The sequence below is a fragment of the Salinarimonas sp. genome, from assembly GCF_046292825.1.
Taxonomy (GTDB): domain Bacteria; phylum Pseudomonadota; class Alphaproteobacteria; order Rhizobiales; family Beijerinckiaceae; genus Salinarimonas.
Genome location: NZ_JBKBQG010000012.1, coordinates 23,920 through 40,734, shown reverse-complemented (window position 1 = coordinate 40,734; position 16,815 = coordinate 23,920). Strand labels below are relative to the sequence as shown.

Here is a 16,815-nt window from a genome sequence, read left to right as displayed (position 1 = left end):
TCCCTGCCCGACGTCATGATCTTCGCCGTCCTCGTCCTCGCCTATGTCCTGAGCCAGTTCTACCGCGCCTTCCTCGCGGTGGTGGCGGGGGACCTGTCGGCGGATCTCGGGCTCGATGCGGCGATGCTCGGCGCGCTCTCCGCCGTCTGGTTCGCCGCCTTCGCGCTCGCCCAGATCCCCGTCGGCTTCGCGCTCGATCGGCTCGGACCGCGGCGCACGATCGCGCTGCCGCTCCTCCTCGCGGTCGCGGGCGCCGTGCTCCTCGCCACGGCGAGCGGCTATGCGCAGGCGCTCGCGGCGATGGCGCTGATCGGGCTCGGCTGCTCCTCGGTCCTGATGGGCGGGCTCTACCTCTTCGCGCGGGCAGCGGACGCGCATCGGTTCGCGGCGCGCGCGGCCGCGCTTCTCGGCCTCGGCAATCTCGGCAATCTCCTGTCGGCGACGCCGCTCGCGCTCGCCACCGAGGCGATCGGCTGGCGCGCGAGCCTCGGGACGATCGCCGGCATCACGCTGCTCGCCGCTCTCCTCGTCGCCCTCGTGGTCCGCGACCCGCCGCCGGTCGCGCCGGACGAGGCGCGGGGCAGCGGCGGCTTTCTCGGCGGCCTGCGTCGCATCCTCGCGATCCGCGGCCTGTGGCCGGTCCTGCCGCTCGTCGCCGTCGGCTATGCCGTCGTGATCGCCGAGCGCAGCCTGTGGATCGCGCCCTTCTTTCGCGACGTGCACGGCTTCTCGCTCGCGCAGACCGGCAACGCCGCCCTCCTGATGGCGGCGGCGATGGCGGCGGGCGCCTTCGCCTACGCCCCGCTCGAGCGGCTCGTCGGCGAGGCGAAGCGCACCGCGCTCCTCGGCAGCCTCGTGACGGCCGCGTCCTTCCTCGCGCTCGGCGCCTTCGGGCACACGAGCGCGGCGCTCGCCCTCGGGCTCGTCGCGATCGCGGGCTTCGCCGGGCTCACCTACGGCGTCCTGATGGAGCACGCGCGGCTCTTCTTCCCGCCCGATCTGATCGGCCGCGGGGTGACCTTCCTCAACCTCGTCTTCATCGGCGGCGCGGGCATCCTGCAATGGCTGTCGGGCCGGGTCGTGCGGGAGGGCCTCGCGGCGGCGGGGCCGGAGCCGACCTTCGCCGCGCTGCATCTCGGCTTCGGCGCGCTCCTCCTCGGCGCGTGCCTCGTCTACGGGATCGCCCCCTCTCGACCGAAGGCGCCCGGTGCTGCGACACTGAGGTGAGGCGCAGGAACAAAATCGTTCCTCGTGCGTCTTCGTAATGGCGTTTCGCGTGCCGCGTTCCGTCGCTCGCCAAAAAAGAAGGAAGTCGTTCTCCCGCCATTCCTCGGCATCTCCAGCTCCCGGAGGGCATCCCCCATGCCGACATCCGCGCAAGCGGCACCCTCAGCCGCAGACGTGCACTATCGCGCCTACAAGCCGGCCCCCATCGCCAGAGCCGAGCGCGACAAGATCGAGATTGTCTTCGGCGGCCTGCATTGGCGAGCCGAGCGCCTGATCCAGGCGAATTTCGAAGGGCTCGGCTACAAGGCCCGCGCGCTCCCCGTCGCGACGAAGGCCGATCTCGCGACGGGCCGCGAGCTCGCCGATATCGGCCAGTGCTGCCCCACCTCCTTCACCACCGGCAATCTCGCGAATTTCCTGCGCGACGAGAGCGGGCGCCTCGGCAAGGAGGCGGTGGCGGAGCGCTACGTCTACGTGACCGCGGGCTCCTGCGGCGCCTGCCGCTTCGGGCAATACCACCAGAGCTACGAGCTCGCTCTGCGCAATCTCGGCCTCGATTCCGTGCGCATGCTGCTGCTCGCGCAGGACGAGCCCTCGCAGGGCAGCGTCGAGGGCGGGGGCATCGAGGTGAACATGCCGCTCACGCTCGGCGCCGTCTGGGCGATCCTGTGCGCGGACGTGATCCAGAGCCTCGAATACCGCATCCGTCCCTACGAGGTGCATGCCGGCGAGACCGACGCCGCCGTGAAGGAAGCCGTCGCGATCCTCGAAGAGGCGTTTCGCGAGCGCCCCGCCGCCGCGCGCTTGGCCGGCAATTCCTGGGGCAGCGCCGCCTGGTTCTTCACCACCCGCCATTTCGAGAATGCGCTCGCGCGCGCCTTCACCCGCTTCGCCGACATCGAGGTCGACCGGCTGCGGGTGAAGCCCGTCGTCAAGATCACCGGCGAGTTCTACCTGCAGACGGTGGAGGGCGACCCGAACTACAACATCCATTCCTGGCTCGAATCCGAGGGCGCCGAGGTGATCCCGGCGCCCGTCGCGGTGTGGCTCGACTATCTCATCCGCCACAAGCTCGGATCCGTCGAGGCGATGGTGGGGATCGAGAAATGGGCGGGCGCGCAGGTGACCGCGCTCAAGCTCGTGCAGAAGCTCTTCCGGCGCACCTTCGACCGGCTGCGCGCCGCCCTCGGCGGCCTGCCCCACGAGATGCCCGACCAGGAGGAGCTGCGCCGGCTCGCCGCGCCCTTCTACAATCACCGCCTGTCGGGCGGCGAGGGCGACATGCTGATCGGCAAGGCGCTCTACGCGCATTACCGGCGCCGCGCCCACATGATCTGCGAGCTCTCGCCATACGGCTGCATGCCGAACACGATGAGCGTCGGCGCCATGGCGGGCGTGCTCGGACGCCATCCCGACATCCTCTACGCCCCGATCGAGGTGAAGGGCGATGCCGAGATCCACGCGCTCTCGCGCTGCCAGATGATCCTCACGGAGGCCAAGAAGCGCGCGGTGCGCGAATATGTGGAGGCGATGGAGACGACCGGGCTCGATCCCGAGAGCGCCAAGCCTCTGCTGGACGACCGCCGAGATATCCGTCGCGCCGGCTACGCGATGCCCCATCGGGGTGCTGCCGGAATGGCGGCCTCGACGCTGCTCGAACTGGCCGATCGCACCCTGCCGCTCCCCAGCCACCCGGAGATCTCATGACCATCCTCGTCGGACTGGACGTCGGCTCGACCACGGTGAAGGCGGTCGCGGTGCGGGACGGGGAGATCCTCTTCCGCGCCTACGAGCGCCACAACACCAAGCAGGCCGAGCACGCGCGCGGGCTCCTCGCCCGCATGGAGGCCGAGATCGGCCTCCGGCCCGAACGCGACCGCGTGTTCTTCACGGGCTCCGGCGCGGGGCTCCTCGCGCCGCTCGTCGGCGCGCGGCTCGTGCAGGAGGTGGTGGCGGTCGCCGCCGCCGTCGAGAAGCTGCACCCGGACGTGCACTTCGTCTCCGAGATCGGGGGCGAGGACATGAAGACGATCTTCTTCACGAAGACGGAGGGCGATCGCTCCAAACAGGTCTACATGCAATCGGCCTGCTCGGGCGGCACCGGCACCTTCATCGAGAAAACCGCCCGCAAGCTCAAGATCGCGCCCGAGCGCCTCGCCGAGATGCCCTACGAGGGCTTGAGCCTGCACAAGGTCTCCTCGAAATGCGGGATCTTCGCGGAGACCGACGCCAACACGCTGCTGAAGGGCGGCGTGCCGGTCGAGGAGATCATCGCGAGCCTGTTCGAGGCGGTCGTCTACCAGAACCTCGCGACGCTGACGAAGGGGAACACGCCCTTCCCGCAGGTGCTGCTGCTCGGCGGCCCGAACATGTTCTTCCGCGGCCTGCGCGAGGCCTGGATCCGCCATCTCGGGCGAGTCTGGGCGGAGCGCGGCCTCCGGGAAGAGGCCGCCGACCCCGCGCGCTTCATTCTCGTGCCCGAGGACGCGCTCTATTACGCCGCGCTCGGCTGCGTCGAGGTGGCGCTCGGCGAGAGCGAGGAGGCGGGGCGCTATCTCGGCACCGAGCGGCTCTCCTGGTGGATCGACGAGGGCCAGCACCAGGCCAAGGCGTCCGAGGGCGCGCGCGGCCTCGTCGAGAAGCCCGACGCGCTCGCCGCCTTCCGCGCCAAATACGGGGGACCGAAGGCGGCGCCGGTCGCGGCGAATCTCGACGCGCGCCGGGGAGAGCCGCTCTTCGTCGGCTGCGATTTCGGCTCGACGACGGCCAAGGCCGTCGTCCTCACCCGCGACGGCGAGCTCGTCCACACGGCCTACGCCCCCTCGAAGGGCAACCCGATCGAGGACGCGAAGGCCCTCTTCCGCGACATCCGCGCGGGCGGCGTCGAGGAGATCGCGGGCCTCGCGCTCACGGGCTACGGCAAGGACCTCCTCAACGACATTTTGGGCGCGGACCAGGCGGTGGTCGAGACCGTCGCCCATGCCCGCTCCGCGCTCGAGGTCTTCCCCGATGCGGACGTGATCTGCGACGTCGGCGGCACCGACGTGAAGATCATGATCCTGCGCCAGGGCACGGTCGCGGATTTCCGGCTCAATTCCCAATGCTCGTCGGGCAACGGCGCCTTCCTGCAAGGCGTCGCCGAGCGCTACGACGTGCCGCTCGAGACCTATGCCGAGGAGGCCTTCGCCGCGCGCGCCATGCCCTCGCTCGCCATGGGGTGCGGCGTGTTCCTCCAGTCGGACATCGTCAACCAGCAGCGCAAGGGCTGGTCGGCGCAGGAGATCATGGCTTCGCTCGCCGCCGTTCTGCCCTTGAACGTGTGGATCTATGCCGGGCAATTGCAGAACCTGCGCTCGGTGGGCCGGCGCTTCGTGCTGCAAGGCGGGACGCACCGCAATCTCGCGGTCGTCAAGGCGCAGGTGGACTTCATCGAGGCGCGGGTGCCCGATGCCGAGATCCTGATCCACCCGCATTCCGGGGAAGCGGGCGCGATCGGCGCCGCGCTCTGCGCCCGCGAGGCCTGGGTGCCGGGGGCGAGGAGCCGTTTCCGCGGCTTCGACCTCATCGAGACGCTCACCTATCGCAGCACCACCAGCGAACAGACCATCTGCAAGTGGTGCCCGGTCAATTGCAAGCGCGCCTTCATCGACGTCCAGCTCGAGGGCGCCAAGGGCCGCTCCTGGAGCCAGGTGCCGCTGGAGGCCGGATGGGAGCGGGTGATCTCGGGCAATTCCTGCCCCAAGGGGCTCGTCGAGGATGCCGCGGAGATGCGCGCGGTCAAAGCTCAAATGGAGGATCAGCGCCGTGCCTATCCCAACATTGCGGAGCTTGTTCGAGATGGCGCTTTCGCGCGCGCCTTCAAGCGCGAGGACGAGCACGCCGAGACCTGATGCGGACGTCCTCGCCGCGCGCGCCAAGCACCGGATCGGCATTCCGAAGCTCCTCAATGTGTGGTCGACGCACCAATTCTGGCTCGGCTTCTTCGAGGCGCTCGGCGTGCCGCCGAACCGCGTCGTCTTCTCGGGGGACACCTCCGAGGAGCAGATGCGCGCGCATGGGCGCGGGCGCGGCACGGTCGATTGCTGCTATCCGGTCAAATGCGGGGCGGGTCATTACGGGGAATTGGTCTTCGGGCTGAAGCGCAAGATCGACATCCTGTTCTCGCCGAAGATCTACTCGCTCGACAGCTACATGAAGGGCCACGTCGTCGACAGCCTGTCGTGCCCGCGCGTGATGGCCGCGCCCGAGAACATCCAGGCGGGCTTCATCAAGGAGGGCGACGTCTTCGCGCAGAACGGCATCCGCTACGTCGCCCCGCTCGTGACGCTGGGCGATCGCCGGCTCGTGCCGCGCGAATTGTTCTCGGCGCTCGACGGCGTGATCGAGGGGCTGAGCCTCGAGGAGACCGCGGACGCCGTCGAGGCGGGCTATGCCGCGCTCGACGCGTTCAACGACGCGATGCGCGCCAAGAGCCGCGCGGTGATCGAGTGGTGCGCCCGCGAGAACCGCCCGGCGATCCTCGTCCTCGCGCGCCCCTACCACATGGATGCCGGCATCGGCCACGAGATCGAGGCGGATCTCCAGGCCTACGGCTATCCGATCCTGTGGAGCCAGTACCTGCCGACGGACCCGGAGCTCCTCGCCTGGCTGTTCGGGCCCGATCTCGCGGCGGGCTACATCAAGTCGCCGCTGGACATCGCCGACGTGTGGCCCTCCTCCTACAGCGCCAACACGAACGAGATCCTGTGGGGCGCGAAGTTCGGGGCGCGCATGCCCTGGATCTCGGCCGTGGTGCGGCTGACGAGCTACGAATGCGGCATGGACCAGCCGACCTTCACGCCCGTCCAGCAGATCGTCGAGCGCTCGGGGACGTTGTTCTTCTCGTTCCAGGAGCTCGATTCGACGAAGCCCGCAGGCTCGGTGAAGATCCGCACCGAGACGATCGCCTATTATCTCGGGCGCTCCTCGGCGGACATCATCGCGAAGAAGCGCGCCCGCCTCGCCGCGCGCGCGCCGCTGCCCGAGGCGACGAGCGAGGAGCCCGTGCGCGCGGCGGGTTGACCGGACGCTGTCATCAAGGCCGTCGCGCCGACAGGGCGAGTACTCCACCGGTGTCATCCCCGGCCGGAGGTCGCTTGCGACCGGAGGGAAAGGGGACCCAGCGCGAAGACGTGTGCGGAGCACACTATCCTGCCGCCGACCAGGCGGCTCGTCGCCGCCGCAAGCGCTTGCTCCGCAAGCGATTCACGCGCTGGGTCCCCTTCCCCTGCGCACGCTGCGCGTGCTCCGGCCGGGGATGACACGGGGGAGCCGCGGGGCTGACTTCACGACAGCCCTGATCTATTGCGCCAAATGCTCGGCGCGCCGCAGGAAGCGCGCGTTGACGGGGCTGTGGGGGCGCAAAGCCAGGCGCTCGCGGGCGAAGGCGACCGCCTCCGCGCGCAGGCCGCCCCGCAAGGCGGCCTCCGCCATCGTCCAGTCGATCACGTCCCGCTGGGCGTGGCTGCCGCCGAAGGTGTTCGCGACGTGCCGCGCGCCCGAGAGCGCCTCGACGGCCGCCTCGTAGTCGCCGCGATGGAAGGCGGCGAAGCCCTCGATCAGCGGAAGCCCCGTCTCGCGCGCCCAGGCGCTCGCCTCGCGGGTGGTGTCGCTCGCCTCGCGGTAGCGGGCGAGAATGCGCGCGACGTGGCCCGTCTTGCCTGCGCCGAGATGGGCCATGGCGGCATGCCAATCGTTGAAGGGGTAGAGATGCCCGTCGGCATGCGCCTCCCAGGCCTCCGAGAGCTCGTCCCACCGATCGCCGACGTCGATCCCCGACGCGGCGAGCCGCCACAGGAGCGCGGAGGCGTCGACGAGATCGACGGCGATGGCGCTGCGGCCGCCGCGGATCGGTCCGTCGTAGAGCGCGAGCGCGCTCGCCGCGTCGTCGGTCTCGAGATGGCAGAGCGCCATGTGCCACCAATTGTGCACCTGGAAGAAGGCATCGTCGCCCGTCCAATGCGGCGCGCGCCCCTCGATCCAGGCGAGCCCGTCCGCGGCGCGGCCCTGCATCTCCATGACATGGGCGACGGCGTGGTGGGCCCAGGCGTCGCGGGGCTCGGCGGCGCAGGCCTCGCGGCCGGCCTCCTCCGCCCGCCCGTAATCGCCGCTCTCCTCGAGCCCGAAGGCGTACATGCCGAGGACGAAGGAGCGCCCCGGCACGTCGCCGGCGAAGGCCGGGAGCGCGCGGGCCATCCGGTCGCGCAGGCTGCGCGCGCTCGCCCGGAAGAAGTCGACGAGGTGCCCCACCTGGAGCGCGAGGAGATCGCGCGGCCAACGGATCGCGTGGCGGTCGAGGATCCGCGCCGCGGCGGACCAGTTTCCGGCGAGGATCGCGTCGATCGCCGCGACATGGCTCGCCTCGCGCTCGTCGAGGCGCCGGCCCGCGAGACCGTCGAGGATCGCGCGCCCCTCGCGTGCCGCTGCGGGCTCGGTGGCGAGGGCGTAGAGCGCGGCCTTCATGATCGGCGCCATCGCGCAATCGGGCGCCTCCGCGGCCATGGCGTCGAGCGCCGCGAAGGGGTCGCCGCGATAGAGATTGAAGGCGAGGAGCGCGTCGTCGTAATTCGCGGCGGCGCGCGCGCTGGCGCCGGGGAGGGGATTGCCTTGGCGGTCTTGGTGCATCTCTTGGCCTCGTGCGTTCGGAGATGGCGCCATTGTGCGCGCTCGCGCGGCTCGCGCCAGCGAGAACGTGGTCCAGTCCAGCGCCGCCGAGCGGCAAAGCCCGACGCGGCAAGGGCTCGGCGAATGCGCGTCCCCGGCCGCGCGTGCCCTTTCCCCCGCGTGGCCGGCGCGATTAGTGTACCCTCGGTACGGTTTTCCGGCGAGGGGAGGGGCGGCCATGGCGGAAGGCAAGGGCGCGCAGACGCGCGCGCGCATCCTCGACGCGGCCCAGGCGCTCGTCGTCGCCAAAGGCTTCGGCGCGACCTCCATCGAGGAGCTGATCGTGGCGACGGGGCTCACGAAGAGCGGTTTCTTCTACCATTTCAAGGACAAGAACCAGCTCGCCAAGGCGCTGCTCGAGCGCTACGTCGAGGCCGACGAGCGCGTCTACGACGAGGTCTTCGGCCGCGCGCGCGAGCTCGCCGAGGACCCTCTCCAGGCCTTTCTGATCGGCCTCAAGCTCCTCTCCGAGGTGCTCGCCGACATGCCCAACGGCCATCCCGGCTGCCTCGTCGCCTCGAGCTGCTATTACGATCGCCTGTTCTCGAAGGAGATCCAGGACATCAACCGCGAGGCGGTGCTGCTGTGGCGCAGGCGCTTCCGAGCGATGTTCGAGGAGATCGCCGCGACGCATCCGCCGCGCGCCGCGATCGATCTCGACGAGCTCGCCGACATGGTCTCGACCGTGCTCGAGGGCGGGATCGTGATGTCCAAGGCGCTCGGCGACCCGCGCAGCATCGAGCGGCAATTGCTCGTGCTGCGCACCTTCGTCAGGCTCCTGTTCGAGAAGCCCGCCTGAGGCCGCTCTCCAGCGGGCCGCTCGCGCTGGCGGGCCTCACCCCGCCTTCGTCGCGAGCACCGCCTGCGCCGGGCGGCCGGTCAGCTCGGCCATGTGGTCGAAGCGGGCGCGGAAGCTCGCGACGCCGGCCGACGCCGAGCGCAGCTCGACGATCATGCCGTCCATCTCCGCCTCCGGCACCAGAGCCGAGACCACGTCCCAGCCGTCGAAGCCGGGCCTTTGCGAGAAGCCCTGGATCTGGCCGCGGCGCTGGGTGAGGATCTGCGTCGCCTTCGACATCGCCTCGCTCGGCACCACCACCTCGACGGCGAGGATCGGCTCGAGCAGGACCGAGCCCGCCTTGCCGAGCGCGTCCGCCACCGCCGCGCGCCCGGCCGCCTGGAAGGCCGCGTCCGAGGAATCGACCGCGTGATAGCCGCCGTCGGTGAGCGTCACCGACACGTCGACGACCGGAAAGCCGAGCGGCCCGGACACGAGCGCGGCCTTCGCGCCGGCCTCGACCGAGGGGATCCATTGCTTGGGCACGACGCCGCCGGAGATCGTGTCGCCGAAGGCGAAGCCCTCGCCGCGCGGCAGGGGCGCGATGCTGACGGCGACGTCGGCGAACTGGCCGTGGCCGCCGGTCTGCTTCTTGTGGCGGGCGCGGGCGTCGGCGCGGTTGCGGATCGTCTCGCGATAGCCGATCGCCGGGCGGCGCGTCTCGACCGCGATGCCGAAGCGGCTCTGCAGGCGCTCGATCGCGAGCCGCAGATGCATCTCGCCCTGACCCATCAGCCGCATCTCGGCGCTCTCGGCATCGTGGCGCACGCACAGCGAGGGGTCCTCGTCGGCGAGCTTGGCGAGGCAGGCGGCGAGCTTCACTTCGTCCTTGCGGTCGGGCACCGAGACGGCGAGCGCGTAGACGGGATCGGGCGGGATCACGGTCGCGACGGCGGCGGGGCGGTCCTTGCCGACGGCGACGCTCTCGCCGGTCTCGATCGTGTCGAGCCGCGCGAGGCCGGCGAGCGCGCCCTCCTCGGCGGCGCCGATCCGCGTCGTCGCCTCGCCCGAGAGCGAGACCACGCCCGCGATCCGGGCCGACGCGCCGCGCGAGCCGACGATCCCGTCGCCTTCCTGGAAGCGGCCGCGCAGCACGCGGGCGACGGAGAGCTTGCCCGCATGGCTCGTATGGCGGGTCGCGATCACCTGGGCCAGGGGCGCGCCGTCGGTGGCGACGCCGAGGCGCGCGCGCGTCTCGGGCAGCCGCGGCGCCTCGTGGCGGATCGCCTTGAGGAGACGGGTGACGCCGTTGCCGCGCTCGGCCGAGCCGATCAGCACGGGCACGACGTGGCGCTCCTTGAGCTCGCGGGCGAGGTCGTCGAAGACGCGGTCGCGCGGGGGCTCGATGTCGGAGAGGAGCTCCTCCATCAGGGCATCGTCGTAATCGGCGAGGCGCTCGAGCATCTCGAAGCGCGCGTCGCGGGTGGCGCCGGTGCCGAGATCGTCCGCCTCCGAGCCCTCGACGACGCGGCTCGGCGCGTGCTCGCGATAGACGAAGGCGCGCTCGAGCGCGAGATCGACGAAGCCCACGGCGATCCCGTCCTTCCAGATCGGCATCTGCCGCAGGAGGAGCGGCGTGCGCGAAGCGGTCTGGAGCAGCTTGAGGGTCTCGCCGACCCGCTGGCTCGCCTGGTCGATCTTGTTGATGAACAGGAAGCGGGGGATGTCCGCCTCCTCGAGCTCGCGCAGGATCAGTGCGAGCGCCGGGATCTTGCGCTCGTCGGCCTCGCAGACGACGATCGCGGCGTCGCAGGCGGGCAGTGCGGCGCGCATGTCCTGCGACAATTCGATCGAGCCCGGGCAATCGACGAAGGCGATCTCCTCGCCGAGGAAGGCGAGGCTCGCGATGTTCGGCTCCACGCTCATCGCGTGGGCGCGCGCCTCGCGGCTCGAGTCGCCGACGCTCGTCCCCTCGGCCACGCGTCCGGCGCGGGGGACGGCGCCCGCGCGCTCGAGCAGGGCTTCCAGGAGCGTGGTCTTCCCGCTCTGGAACGGCCCGACGATGGCGACGCACCGCGCGCCGCCCGCACCTGCAGATCCCGACATGATGTCGCCTCCCGCGATTCCGGCCCCTGATGGCGGACGCGCGCCTTCTGCGGGCGCTTGCGAGGCCTGCCATCGTCGACCCGTTGCCGGCTTTTGGCAACCCCCTCCCGCGCACCGCCGCCTGCGATCGGCGACCGATCGGTCGCCTCGGCCGAACCCCGACGCGCCTCGCGCGTTCGGCCGCCAACCCCACACGAGACGAGGAGATCGACGCATGAACGCAGGACCCATGAAGGCCGATGCACGCCAGCTGATGATCGACGGTCTCAAGAACGCCCACGGGCTCGAGACGCAGGCCGTCGAGATGCTCGAGCGCAACACCGAGCGGCTCGAGCATTATCCCGACCTCAAGGCGCGCATCGCCCGGCACCTCGAGGAGAGCCGCAGCCAGCGCGATCGGCTCGGCCAGGCGCTCACCGACCTCGGCGAGAAGCCGTCCACGGTGAAGGACACGGTGATGGGCCTCGCCCAGAATCTCCAGGCGATGGCCCACTCGGTCGCCGGCGACGAGGTGCTCAAGAACGCCTATACGGGCTACGCCTTCGAGCATTTCGAGATCGCGACCTACAAGGCGCTGGCCGAGATGGCGAAGGCCGCGGGCGAGCCGCGGGTCGAGAGCCTCGCCAAGGACATCCTCAAGGAGGAGGAGGAGATGGCGCATTGGCTCGAGAGCCACCTCCCAGGCGTCGTCCACCGCTATATCGAGCTGATGCCCAAGGGCCAGGCCAAGCACTGAGCCGGCATCCACGCAGACGAGGGGAGGGCGGGCGCGAGGGTGCCCGCCCTTTTCCTTTGCGGATCGCGAATGCGCGTCTCCCCTCTCCCGAATGGGAGAGGGGCCGGGGGTGAGGGGGCTCGGGCGGTGGTCCGGGCGTCGTTCCTCCATGCGTGCGACGGATCTCCACGCCGTCATGCGGGCTCGGCTATCGCGCCCCGGAATGACGGCCTCGAAAGTTTTGGATCGATGCATCAAGGCGCCGCCGCTCTCCTTCCCCCGAGAGCCTGTGACTCTTTCGGAGGTTGTCATCCCGGGCCGCGAAGCGGACCCGGGACCCATATCCTCGACGATCATTCGAGCGCGCATGCCGCGCTCGTTCCGCGACCGTTGGGCAGCGTCCGTTAGAGAAACGCAGCCTACAGGCTGCGACTGAGACGTCGTGGATATGGGTCCCGGATCGCCTTCGGCGTCCGGGATGACGCCGCAACGAAAGATTTTCAAACTCTCAGGGGAAGGAGAGCGGCCGCACGGCTTCGTCTAACGCATGCACGAACGCCGACGTGTGCACTCCCTCTCCCTTCCGGGAGAGGGGTTCTCTCCGCCTCATCGGAACGCCCGCACGAAGCGGGCGAGGATGGCGGCGATCAGAAGGATCACGGCCGTGACGGCGAGCCAGAGCGCGATCACGGCGAAGAGGCCGAGATCGCGCAGGGCGCGAAACAGGCGGGCGATGCCGTCGACATGGGCGGGCTCCGTCGCCGTCGTGCCGGCGCGGTCCACGGCGAAGGTGCCGAGAAGATCGATCGCGCCGTAGCCGACGAGCGCCGCGAGCGTCCACAGGCCCACCAGGATCATCGCGATCACCCAGACGGTCGTGCGTGCCATTGCCTTGTTCTCTCCTCATTCCCCGTGGTTAAGTCCACCTCGACAATGACCGGGGCGGTCGATCCGATCCCGGTTCCCTCGGCGCGAAGGCGTCGACGGCTTCTCCCGCGCGCGCTCCCCGCCGCGCGGCAAAAGGCACGTCATGCGTGTCGCGGACGGCCGAAAACGGCTGCCATTCGTATGGGGGCGTCTGTCCGACGGAGGACGCCGGATGTTGCTGCGTATCGCGCCCGCGATCCCGCTCGCACTCTCTTTCGTATTCATCGTGCCACCTCCCGCCGCAGCTCAGAACGACGATCGCTACGCCATCTTCCGCGCCGATGCGGAGGCCGAGGAGGCGCAGGCCGGGTCCGTGACGGCCGAGGAGCCCCGCGAACCGAGCCCGGCGGCGGCGGCTCCTGCGGCTGCCCCTGCGCCCGCAGCCGCGTCGGCGCCGGCTCCTGCCGCCGCCGAGGCCGCGCCGCCGCCGATCCCCGGCGACGTCGACCAGCGCTTCGCCCTCATGCGCGACGCCGCCGAGCTCGACGTGGAGACGACGGGGTCGATCGGCGCCGCCGCGGCCGCGCCGACGCTGACGGGCTTTCGCGCCAAGGTCGATGCGGGCACGATCTGGGTGCGCGACAGCGCGCCGACGCGTTGCCTGCCGGGCGATCTGCGCGGGGGCGTCGCCGAGATCGCCACGCATTTCGGCGAAGTGCGGATCATGTCGACCCATCGCAGCCCCGGGCACAATCGGCGCGCCGGCGGCGCCCGCCGCTCGCTTCACCTCGAATGCCGCGCGATCGATTTCCGCGTCGCGTCGCGCGCGGGCGAGGTGATGGCGTTCCTGCGCGATCATCCCGCGGTCGGCGGCCTGAAGCGCTACCGCAACGGCATTATCCACATCGACAACGGCGAGCCGCGCCGCTGGTGAGCGGCGGCGGCGCTCACCTGAAATTCCGCCCCTTCGGCATCACCCGCGCCACGCCCGATCGGACCGCCCGCTGGGTTTCGTGCGCCTCGATGTCGGCGAGGAGGCCGGGCTCCTCTCGCGCGAGGGCGGCGAGGCGGTCGGCGCGCTCACGCTTGCGCTCGCCGTCGCGCTGATCGGGGCCGGAGCGCGCGACCTCGTCCGCCCGCGCGAGCGCCTCCGGCATCGGCCCGCCCGCGCCGGCGATCTCGGCGAGGAGGCCCGAGCGGTCCTCGAGCGTGTCGGCGACGACGTGCGTGACGCCGTTCGCGCGCTGGAGGCGCCCGCGCACGCCCACCAAGCGCGCGCCGATCACGACGGGCCGGAACGCCTCGAACACTTTGGGCCAGACGATCAGGTTGGCGATGCCGGTCTCGTCCTCGAGCGTCATGAAGATGACGCCGCGCGCCGAGCCCGGCCGCTGGCGGATCAGCACGAGGCCCGCGACCGACACCCGCGCGCCGTCGCGCAGGCCCGCGAGATCGGCATTGCGGGTCACCCCGCCGCGGGCGAGCGTCCCGCGCAGGAAGGAGACCGGGTGGGCCTTCAGCGAGAGGGTGAGCGAGCGGTAGTCCGACACCACCTCCTGACCGAGCGGCATCGGCGGCAGATCGGCGTCCGGCTCGCGCTCCGCCATGGCGGCGGCGGCGAAGAGGGGCAGGTCGTCCTTGTCGCCAGACCGCCGCAGCGCCTTCACCGCCCAGAGCGCGTCGCGGCGCGAGAGCCCGAGCGAGGCGAAGGCGTCGGCTTCCGCGAGCCGCTCGATCTGCGCCGGCGAGAGCCCGGTGCGCAGCCACAGATCGCGCACGGAATCGTAGCCCGCCCCGCGCCGCGACGCGACGAGGCGCAGATCGGCCTCGCTCGCGCCCTTGATGGTGCGGAAGCCGAGCCGCAGCGCGTGCGTCGCGTGGATGTCCTCGCGCATCGAGCAATGGGCGGGATGCAGCCGCTCGGCGGCGGGGGGGCCGGGCTCGAGCGTGCAGTCCCAGTCGGAATGGTTGACGTCGGGCGCGCGGATCTCGACGCCGTGCTCGCGCGCGTCGCGCACGATCTGCGCGGGCGCATAGAAGCCCATCGGCTGAGCGTTGAGCAGGGCGGCGGCGAAGACGTCCGGATAGCGCGCCTTGACCCAGCAGGAGGCGTAGACGAGGAGCGCGAAGGAGGCGGCGTGGCTCTCCGGAAACCCGTATTCGCCAAAGCCCTCGATCTGCTTGAAGCAATGTTCGGCGAAGCTGCGCTCGTAGCCGCGCGCGACCATGCCGTCGACCATCTTGGCGGCGAAGGTGCCGATCGTGCCGACCCTGCGGAACGTCGCCATGGCGCGGCGCAGCCGATCGGCCTCGGAGGGCGTGAAGCGCGCGGCGACGATGGCGATCTTCATCGCCTGCTCCTGGAAGAGCGGCACGCCGAGCGTCTTGCCGAGCACCTGCGCGAGTTCGTCGGGCGGGCCGTGTTCGGGGGCGGGGGAGGGGAAGACGACCGGCTCGCGACCCTCGCGGCGGCGCAGATAGGGATGCACCATGTCGCCCTGGATGGGGCCGGGGCGCACGATCGCGACCTCGATCACGAGATCGTAGAAGCATCGGGGCTTCAGGCGCGGCAGCATCGACATCTGCGCGCGGCTTTCGATCTGGAAGACGCCGAGCGTGTCGGCGCGCTGGATCATCGCGTAGACCCGCGGGTCCTCGGCGGGGATCGAGGAGAGCGTGAGCTTACGGCCGTAATGCTCTGCGAGGAAATCGAAAGCGCGGCGCAGGCAGGAGAGCATGCCGAGCGCGAGGAGGTCGATCTTGAGGATGCCGAGCGCCTCGAGATCGTCCTTGTCCCACTCCACGGTGGTGCGTCCCTCCATCGCCGCGGGCGCGATCGGCGTCACCTCGTCGAGGCGCGTGCGGGTGACGACGAAGCCGCCGGTGTGCTGCGAGAGGTGGCGCGGGAAGCCGTTGAGCTCTTCCGCGAGCGCGAGCACGCGGCCGAGCCGCGCCTCCGCCGGGTCCATGCCGAGCCGGCGCACCTCGCGCTCCTCGACCGATGCCTTCGACCAGCCCCAGATCGAACCCGAGAGCGCGGAGACGGCGTCCTCCGACAGGCCGAAGACCTTGCCGACCTCGCGCACGGCCGAGCGCGCGCGATAGGTGATCACGCTCGCGGCGAGGCCGGCGCGGTCGCGGCCGTAGCGCTCGTAGACGTATTGCATCACCTCCTCGCGCCGCTCGTGCTCGAAATCGACGTCGATGTCGGGCGGCTCCTTGCGCTCGTTCGACACGAAGCGCTCGAACAGGAGGTCGTGCTTGGTGGGGTCGACCTCGGTGATGCCGAGGCAGAAGCACACGGTGGAATTCGCCGCCGAGCCGCGCCCCTGGGCGAGGATGCCGCGCGAGCGGGCGAAGCGGACGATGTCGTGCACGGTCAGGAAATAGGGCGCGTATTGCAACTCGCCGATGAGGGCGAGCTCGTGGCGGATCGCGGCGGCGACCTTGTCGGGCACCTCGCCGCCATAGCGGGCGCGCGCACCCTCCCAGGCGTAATGGGCGAGCGCGCTCTGCGGATCGGCGAAACCCTCGCGGCCCTCCTCCGGATATTCGTAGCGCAGCTCGTCGAGGGAGAAGGTCAGGCCGCGGGCGAATTCCAGCGTCTCGCCGATGGCGTCGGGCGCCTCGCGGAAGAGCCGCGCCATCTCGGCGCCGTCGTGGAGATGGCGCTCGGCATTGGGCGCGAGGAGGCGGCCGGCCGCGTCGAGCGTCACGCCATGGCGGATGCAGGTGATGACGTCCTGCAAGGGACGCCGCTCGGGCACGTGGTAGAGGACGTCGGCGGTGGCGATGAGCGGCACGCCCGCCGCCCGCGCCGTCTCCCGCGCCTGGGCGAGGCGCCGACGCGGATTGCGGCCGAAATCCGCGCGGACGGCGAGCCAGGCGCCGGCGGAGGCCTCGTTCAACGATTGCAGGAGGCCTTCGCCGAGCGGCGCGAGCGGCGCGTCCGGGGCGGGCAGGATCGCGAGCTGCAGCCCGTCCGCGCGGGCGAGGAGATCGGCGAGGACGAGGCGGCACTCGCCCTTCGGCGCCCGGCTCTTGCCGAGCGTGAGGAGCCGGCAGAGCCGGCCCCAGGCGGCGCGGTCGCGCGGATAGGCGAGGATGTCGGGCGTGCCGTCGGCGAAGACGAGGCGCGCGCCGACATGCAGCCCGAGCGTCGCCGCCCCCGCGTGCTCGGCGCGCCATTCCCGCAGGGCCACATGGGCGCGCACCACCCCCGCGACGGAGTTGCGGTCCGCGATGCCGATCGCGGAGAGCCCGAGCCGCGCGGCCTGCGCGACGAGCTCCTCGGGATGCGAGCCGCCCTCGAGGAAGGAGAAGTTCGTCGCGATCCCGAATTCGGCGAAGGGCACCTGCGCTGACACGTCCGCCCTCCCTCTTGGACGAGCCCGCCTCCTGGACGAGCCCGCGAGCCCGG

The 16,815-nt window shown here is 71.0% G+C and carries 11 protein-coding genes; 7 read left to right on the top strand and 4 right to left on the bottom strand.

Features of this window, described 5'->3' with window-relative positions:
• The first annotated feature begins 15 nt into the window (after positions 1 to 15).
• From ACK4UM_RS08305 to ACK4UM_RS08290, 4 genes are all read left to right on the top strand, one after another.
• Positions 16 to 1,227 (top strand): MFS transporter, encoded by a 1,212-nt coding sequence (locus ACK4UM_RS08305; protein ID WP_409797692.1) that lies wholly within the window; start codon positions 16 to 18, stop codon positions 1,225 to 1,227.
• 135 nt (positions 1,228 to 1,362) lie between these two features.
• Positions 1,363 to 2,934 carry a hypothetical protein gene (locus tag ACK4UM_RS08300; protein WP_409797690.1) on the top strand — a complete coding sequence of 524 codons (1,572 nt, stop codon included), beginning with the start codon at positions 1,363 to 1,365 and terminating at the stop codon, positions 2,932 to 2,934.
• Entirely contained in the window at positions 2,931 to 5,117 is a 2,187-nt protein-coding gene (locus ACK4UM_RS08295) for a BadF/BadG/BcrA/BcrD ATPase family protein (RefSeq protein ID WP_409797688.1), read from the top strand. The genes ACK4UM_RS08300 and ACK4UM_RS08295 overlap by 4 nt, the downstream gene beginning before the upstream one ends.
• A complete protein-coding gene (locus ACK4UM_RS08290) occupies positions 5,065 to 6,288 on the top strand; it encodes an acyl-CoA dehydratase activase-related protein (RefSeq protein WP_409797687.1) in 1,224 nt (407 codons plus the stop codon). Before ACK4UM_RS08295 ends, ACK4UM_RS08290 begins: the two co-directional genes overlap by 53 nt.
• Before the next feature lie 279 nt (positions 6,289 to 6,567).
• On the opposite strand, the gene ACK4UM_RS08285 is transcribed toward ACK4UM_RS08290, so the two are convergent.
• Positions 6,568 to 7,890 (bottom strand): tetratricopeptide repeat protein, encoded by a 1,323-nt coding sequence (locus tag ACK4UM_RS08285; protein WP_409797685.1) that lies wholly within the window; start codon positions 7,888 to 7,890, stop codon positions 6,568 to 6,570.
• A gap of 217 nt (positions 7,891 to 8,107) precedes the next feature.
• Here ACK4UM_RS08285 and ACK4UM_RS08280 point away from each other — a divergent pair, with 217 nt between their 5' ends.
• Positions 8,108 to 8,728 carry a TetR/AcrR family transcriptional regulator gene (locus ACK4UM_RS08280; protein WP_409797683.1) on the top strand — a complete coding sequence of 207 codons (621 nt, stop codon included), beginning with the start codon at positions 8,108 to 8,110 and terminating at the stop codon, positions 8,726 to 8,728.
• 36 nt (positions 8,729 to 8,764) lie between these two features.
• On the opposite strand, the gene ACK4UM_RS08275 is transcribed toward ACK4UM_RS08280, so the two are convergent.
• Positions 8,765 to 10,813 (bottom strand): elongation factor G, encoded by a 2,049-nt coding sequence (locus tag ACK4UM_RS08275; RefSeq protein ID WP_409797681.1) that lies wholly within the window; start codon positions 10,811 to 10,813, stop codon positions 8,765 to 8,767.
• A 214-nt stretch (positions 10,814 to 11,027) separates the two neighbouring features.
• Between ACK4UM_RS08275 and ACK4UM_RS08270 the strand changes: the two genes are divergently transcribed.
• Positions 11,028 to 11,549 carry a ferritin-like domain-containing protein gene (locus ACK4UM_RS08270; protein ID WP_409797679.1) on the top strand — a complete coding sequence of 174 codons (522 nt, stop codon included), beginning with the start codon at positions 11,028 to 11,030 and terminating at the stop codon, positions 11,547 to 11,549.
• Between the two features lie 585 nt (positions 11,550 to 12,134).
• Here ACK4UM_RS08270 and ACK4UM_RS08265 read toward each other — a convergent pair.
• Positions 12,135 to 12,416 carry a hypothetical protein gene (locus ACK4UM_RS08265; RefSeq protein WP_409797678.1) on the bottom strand — a complete coding sequence of 94 codons (282 nt, stop codon included), beginning with the start codon at positions 12,414 to 12,416 and terminating at the stop codon, positions 12,135 to 12,137.
• Positions 12,417 to 12,627: 211 nt separating this feature from the next.
• Here ACK4UM_RS08265 and ACK4UM_RS08260 point away from each other — a divergent pair, with 211 nt between their 5' ends.
• Positions 12,628 to 13,329 (top strand): YcbK family protein, encoded by a 702-nt coding sequence (locus ACK4UM_RS08260; RefSeq protein WP_409797676.1) that lies wholly within the window; start codon positions 12,628 to 12,630, stop codon positions 13,327 to 13,329.
• A 13-nt stretch (positions 13,330 to 13,342) separates the two neighbouring features.
• On the opposite strand, the gene ACK4UM_RS08255 is transcribed toward ACK4UM_RS08260, so the two are convergent.
• Positions 13,343 to 16,762: an error-prone DNA polymerase gene (locus tag ACK4UM_RS08255; RefSeq protein WP_409797674.1), complete on the bottom strand. Its 3,420-nt coding sequence runs from the start codon at positions 16,760 to 16,762 to the stop codon at positions 13,343 to 13,345.
• Positions 16,763 to 16,815: the final 53 nt, after the last annotated feature.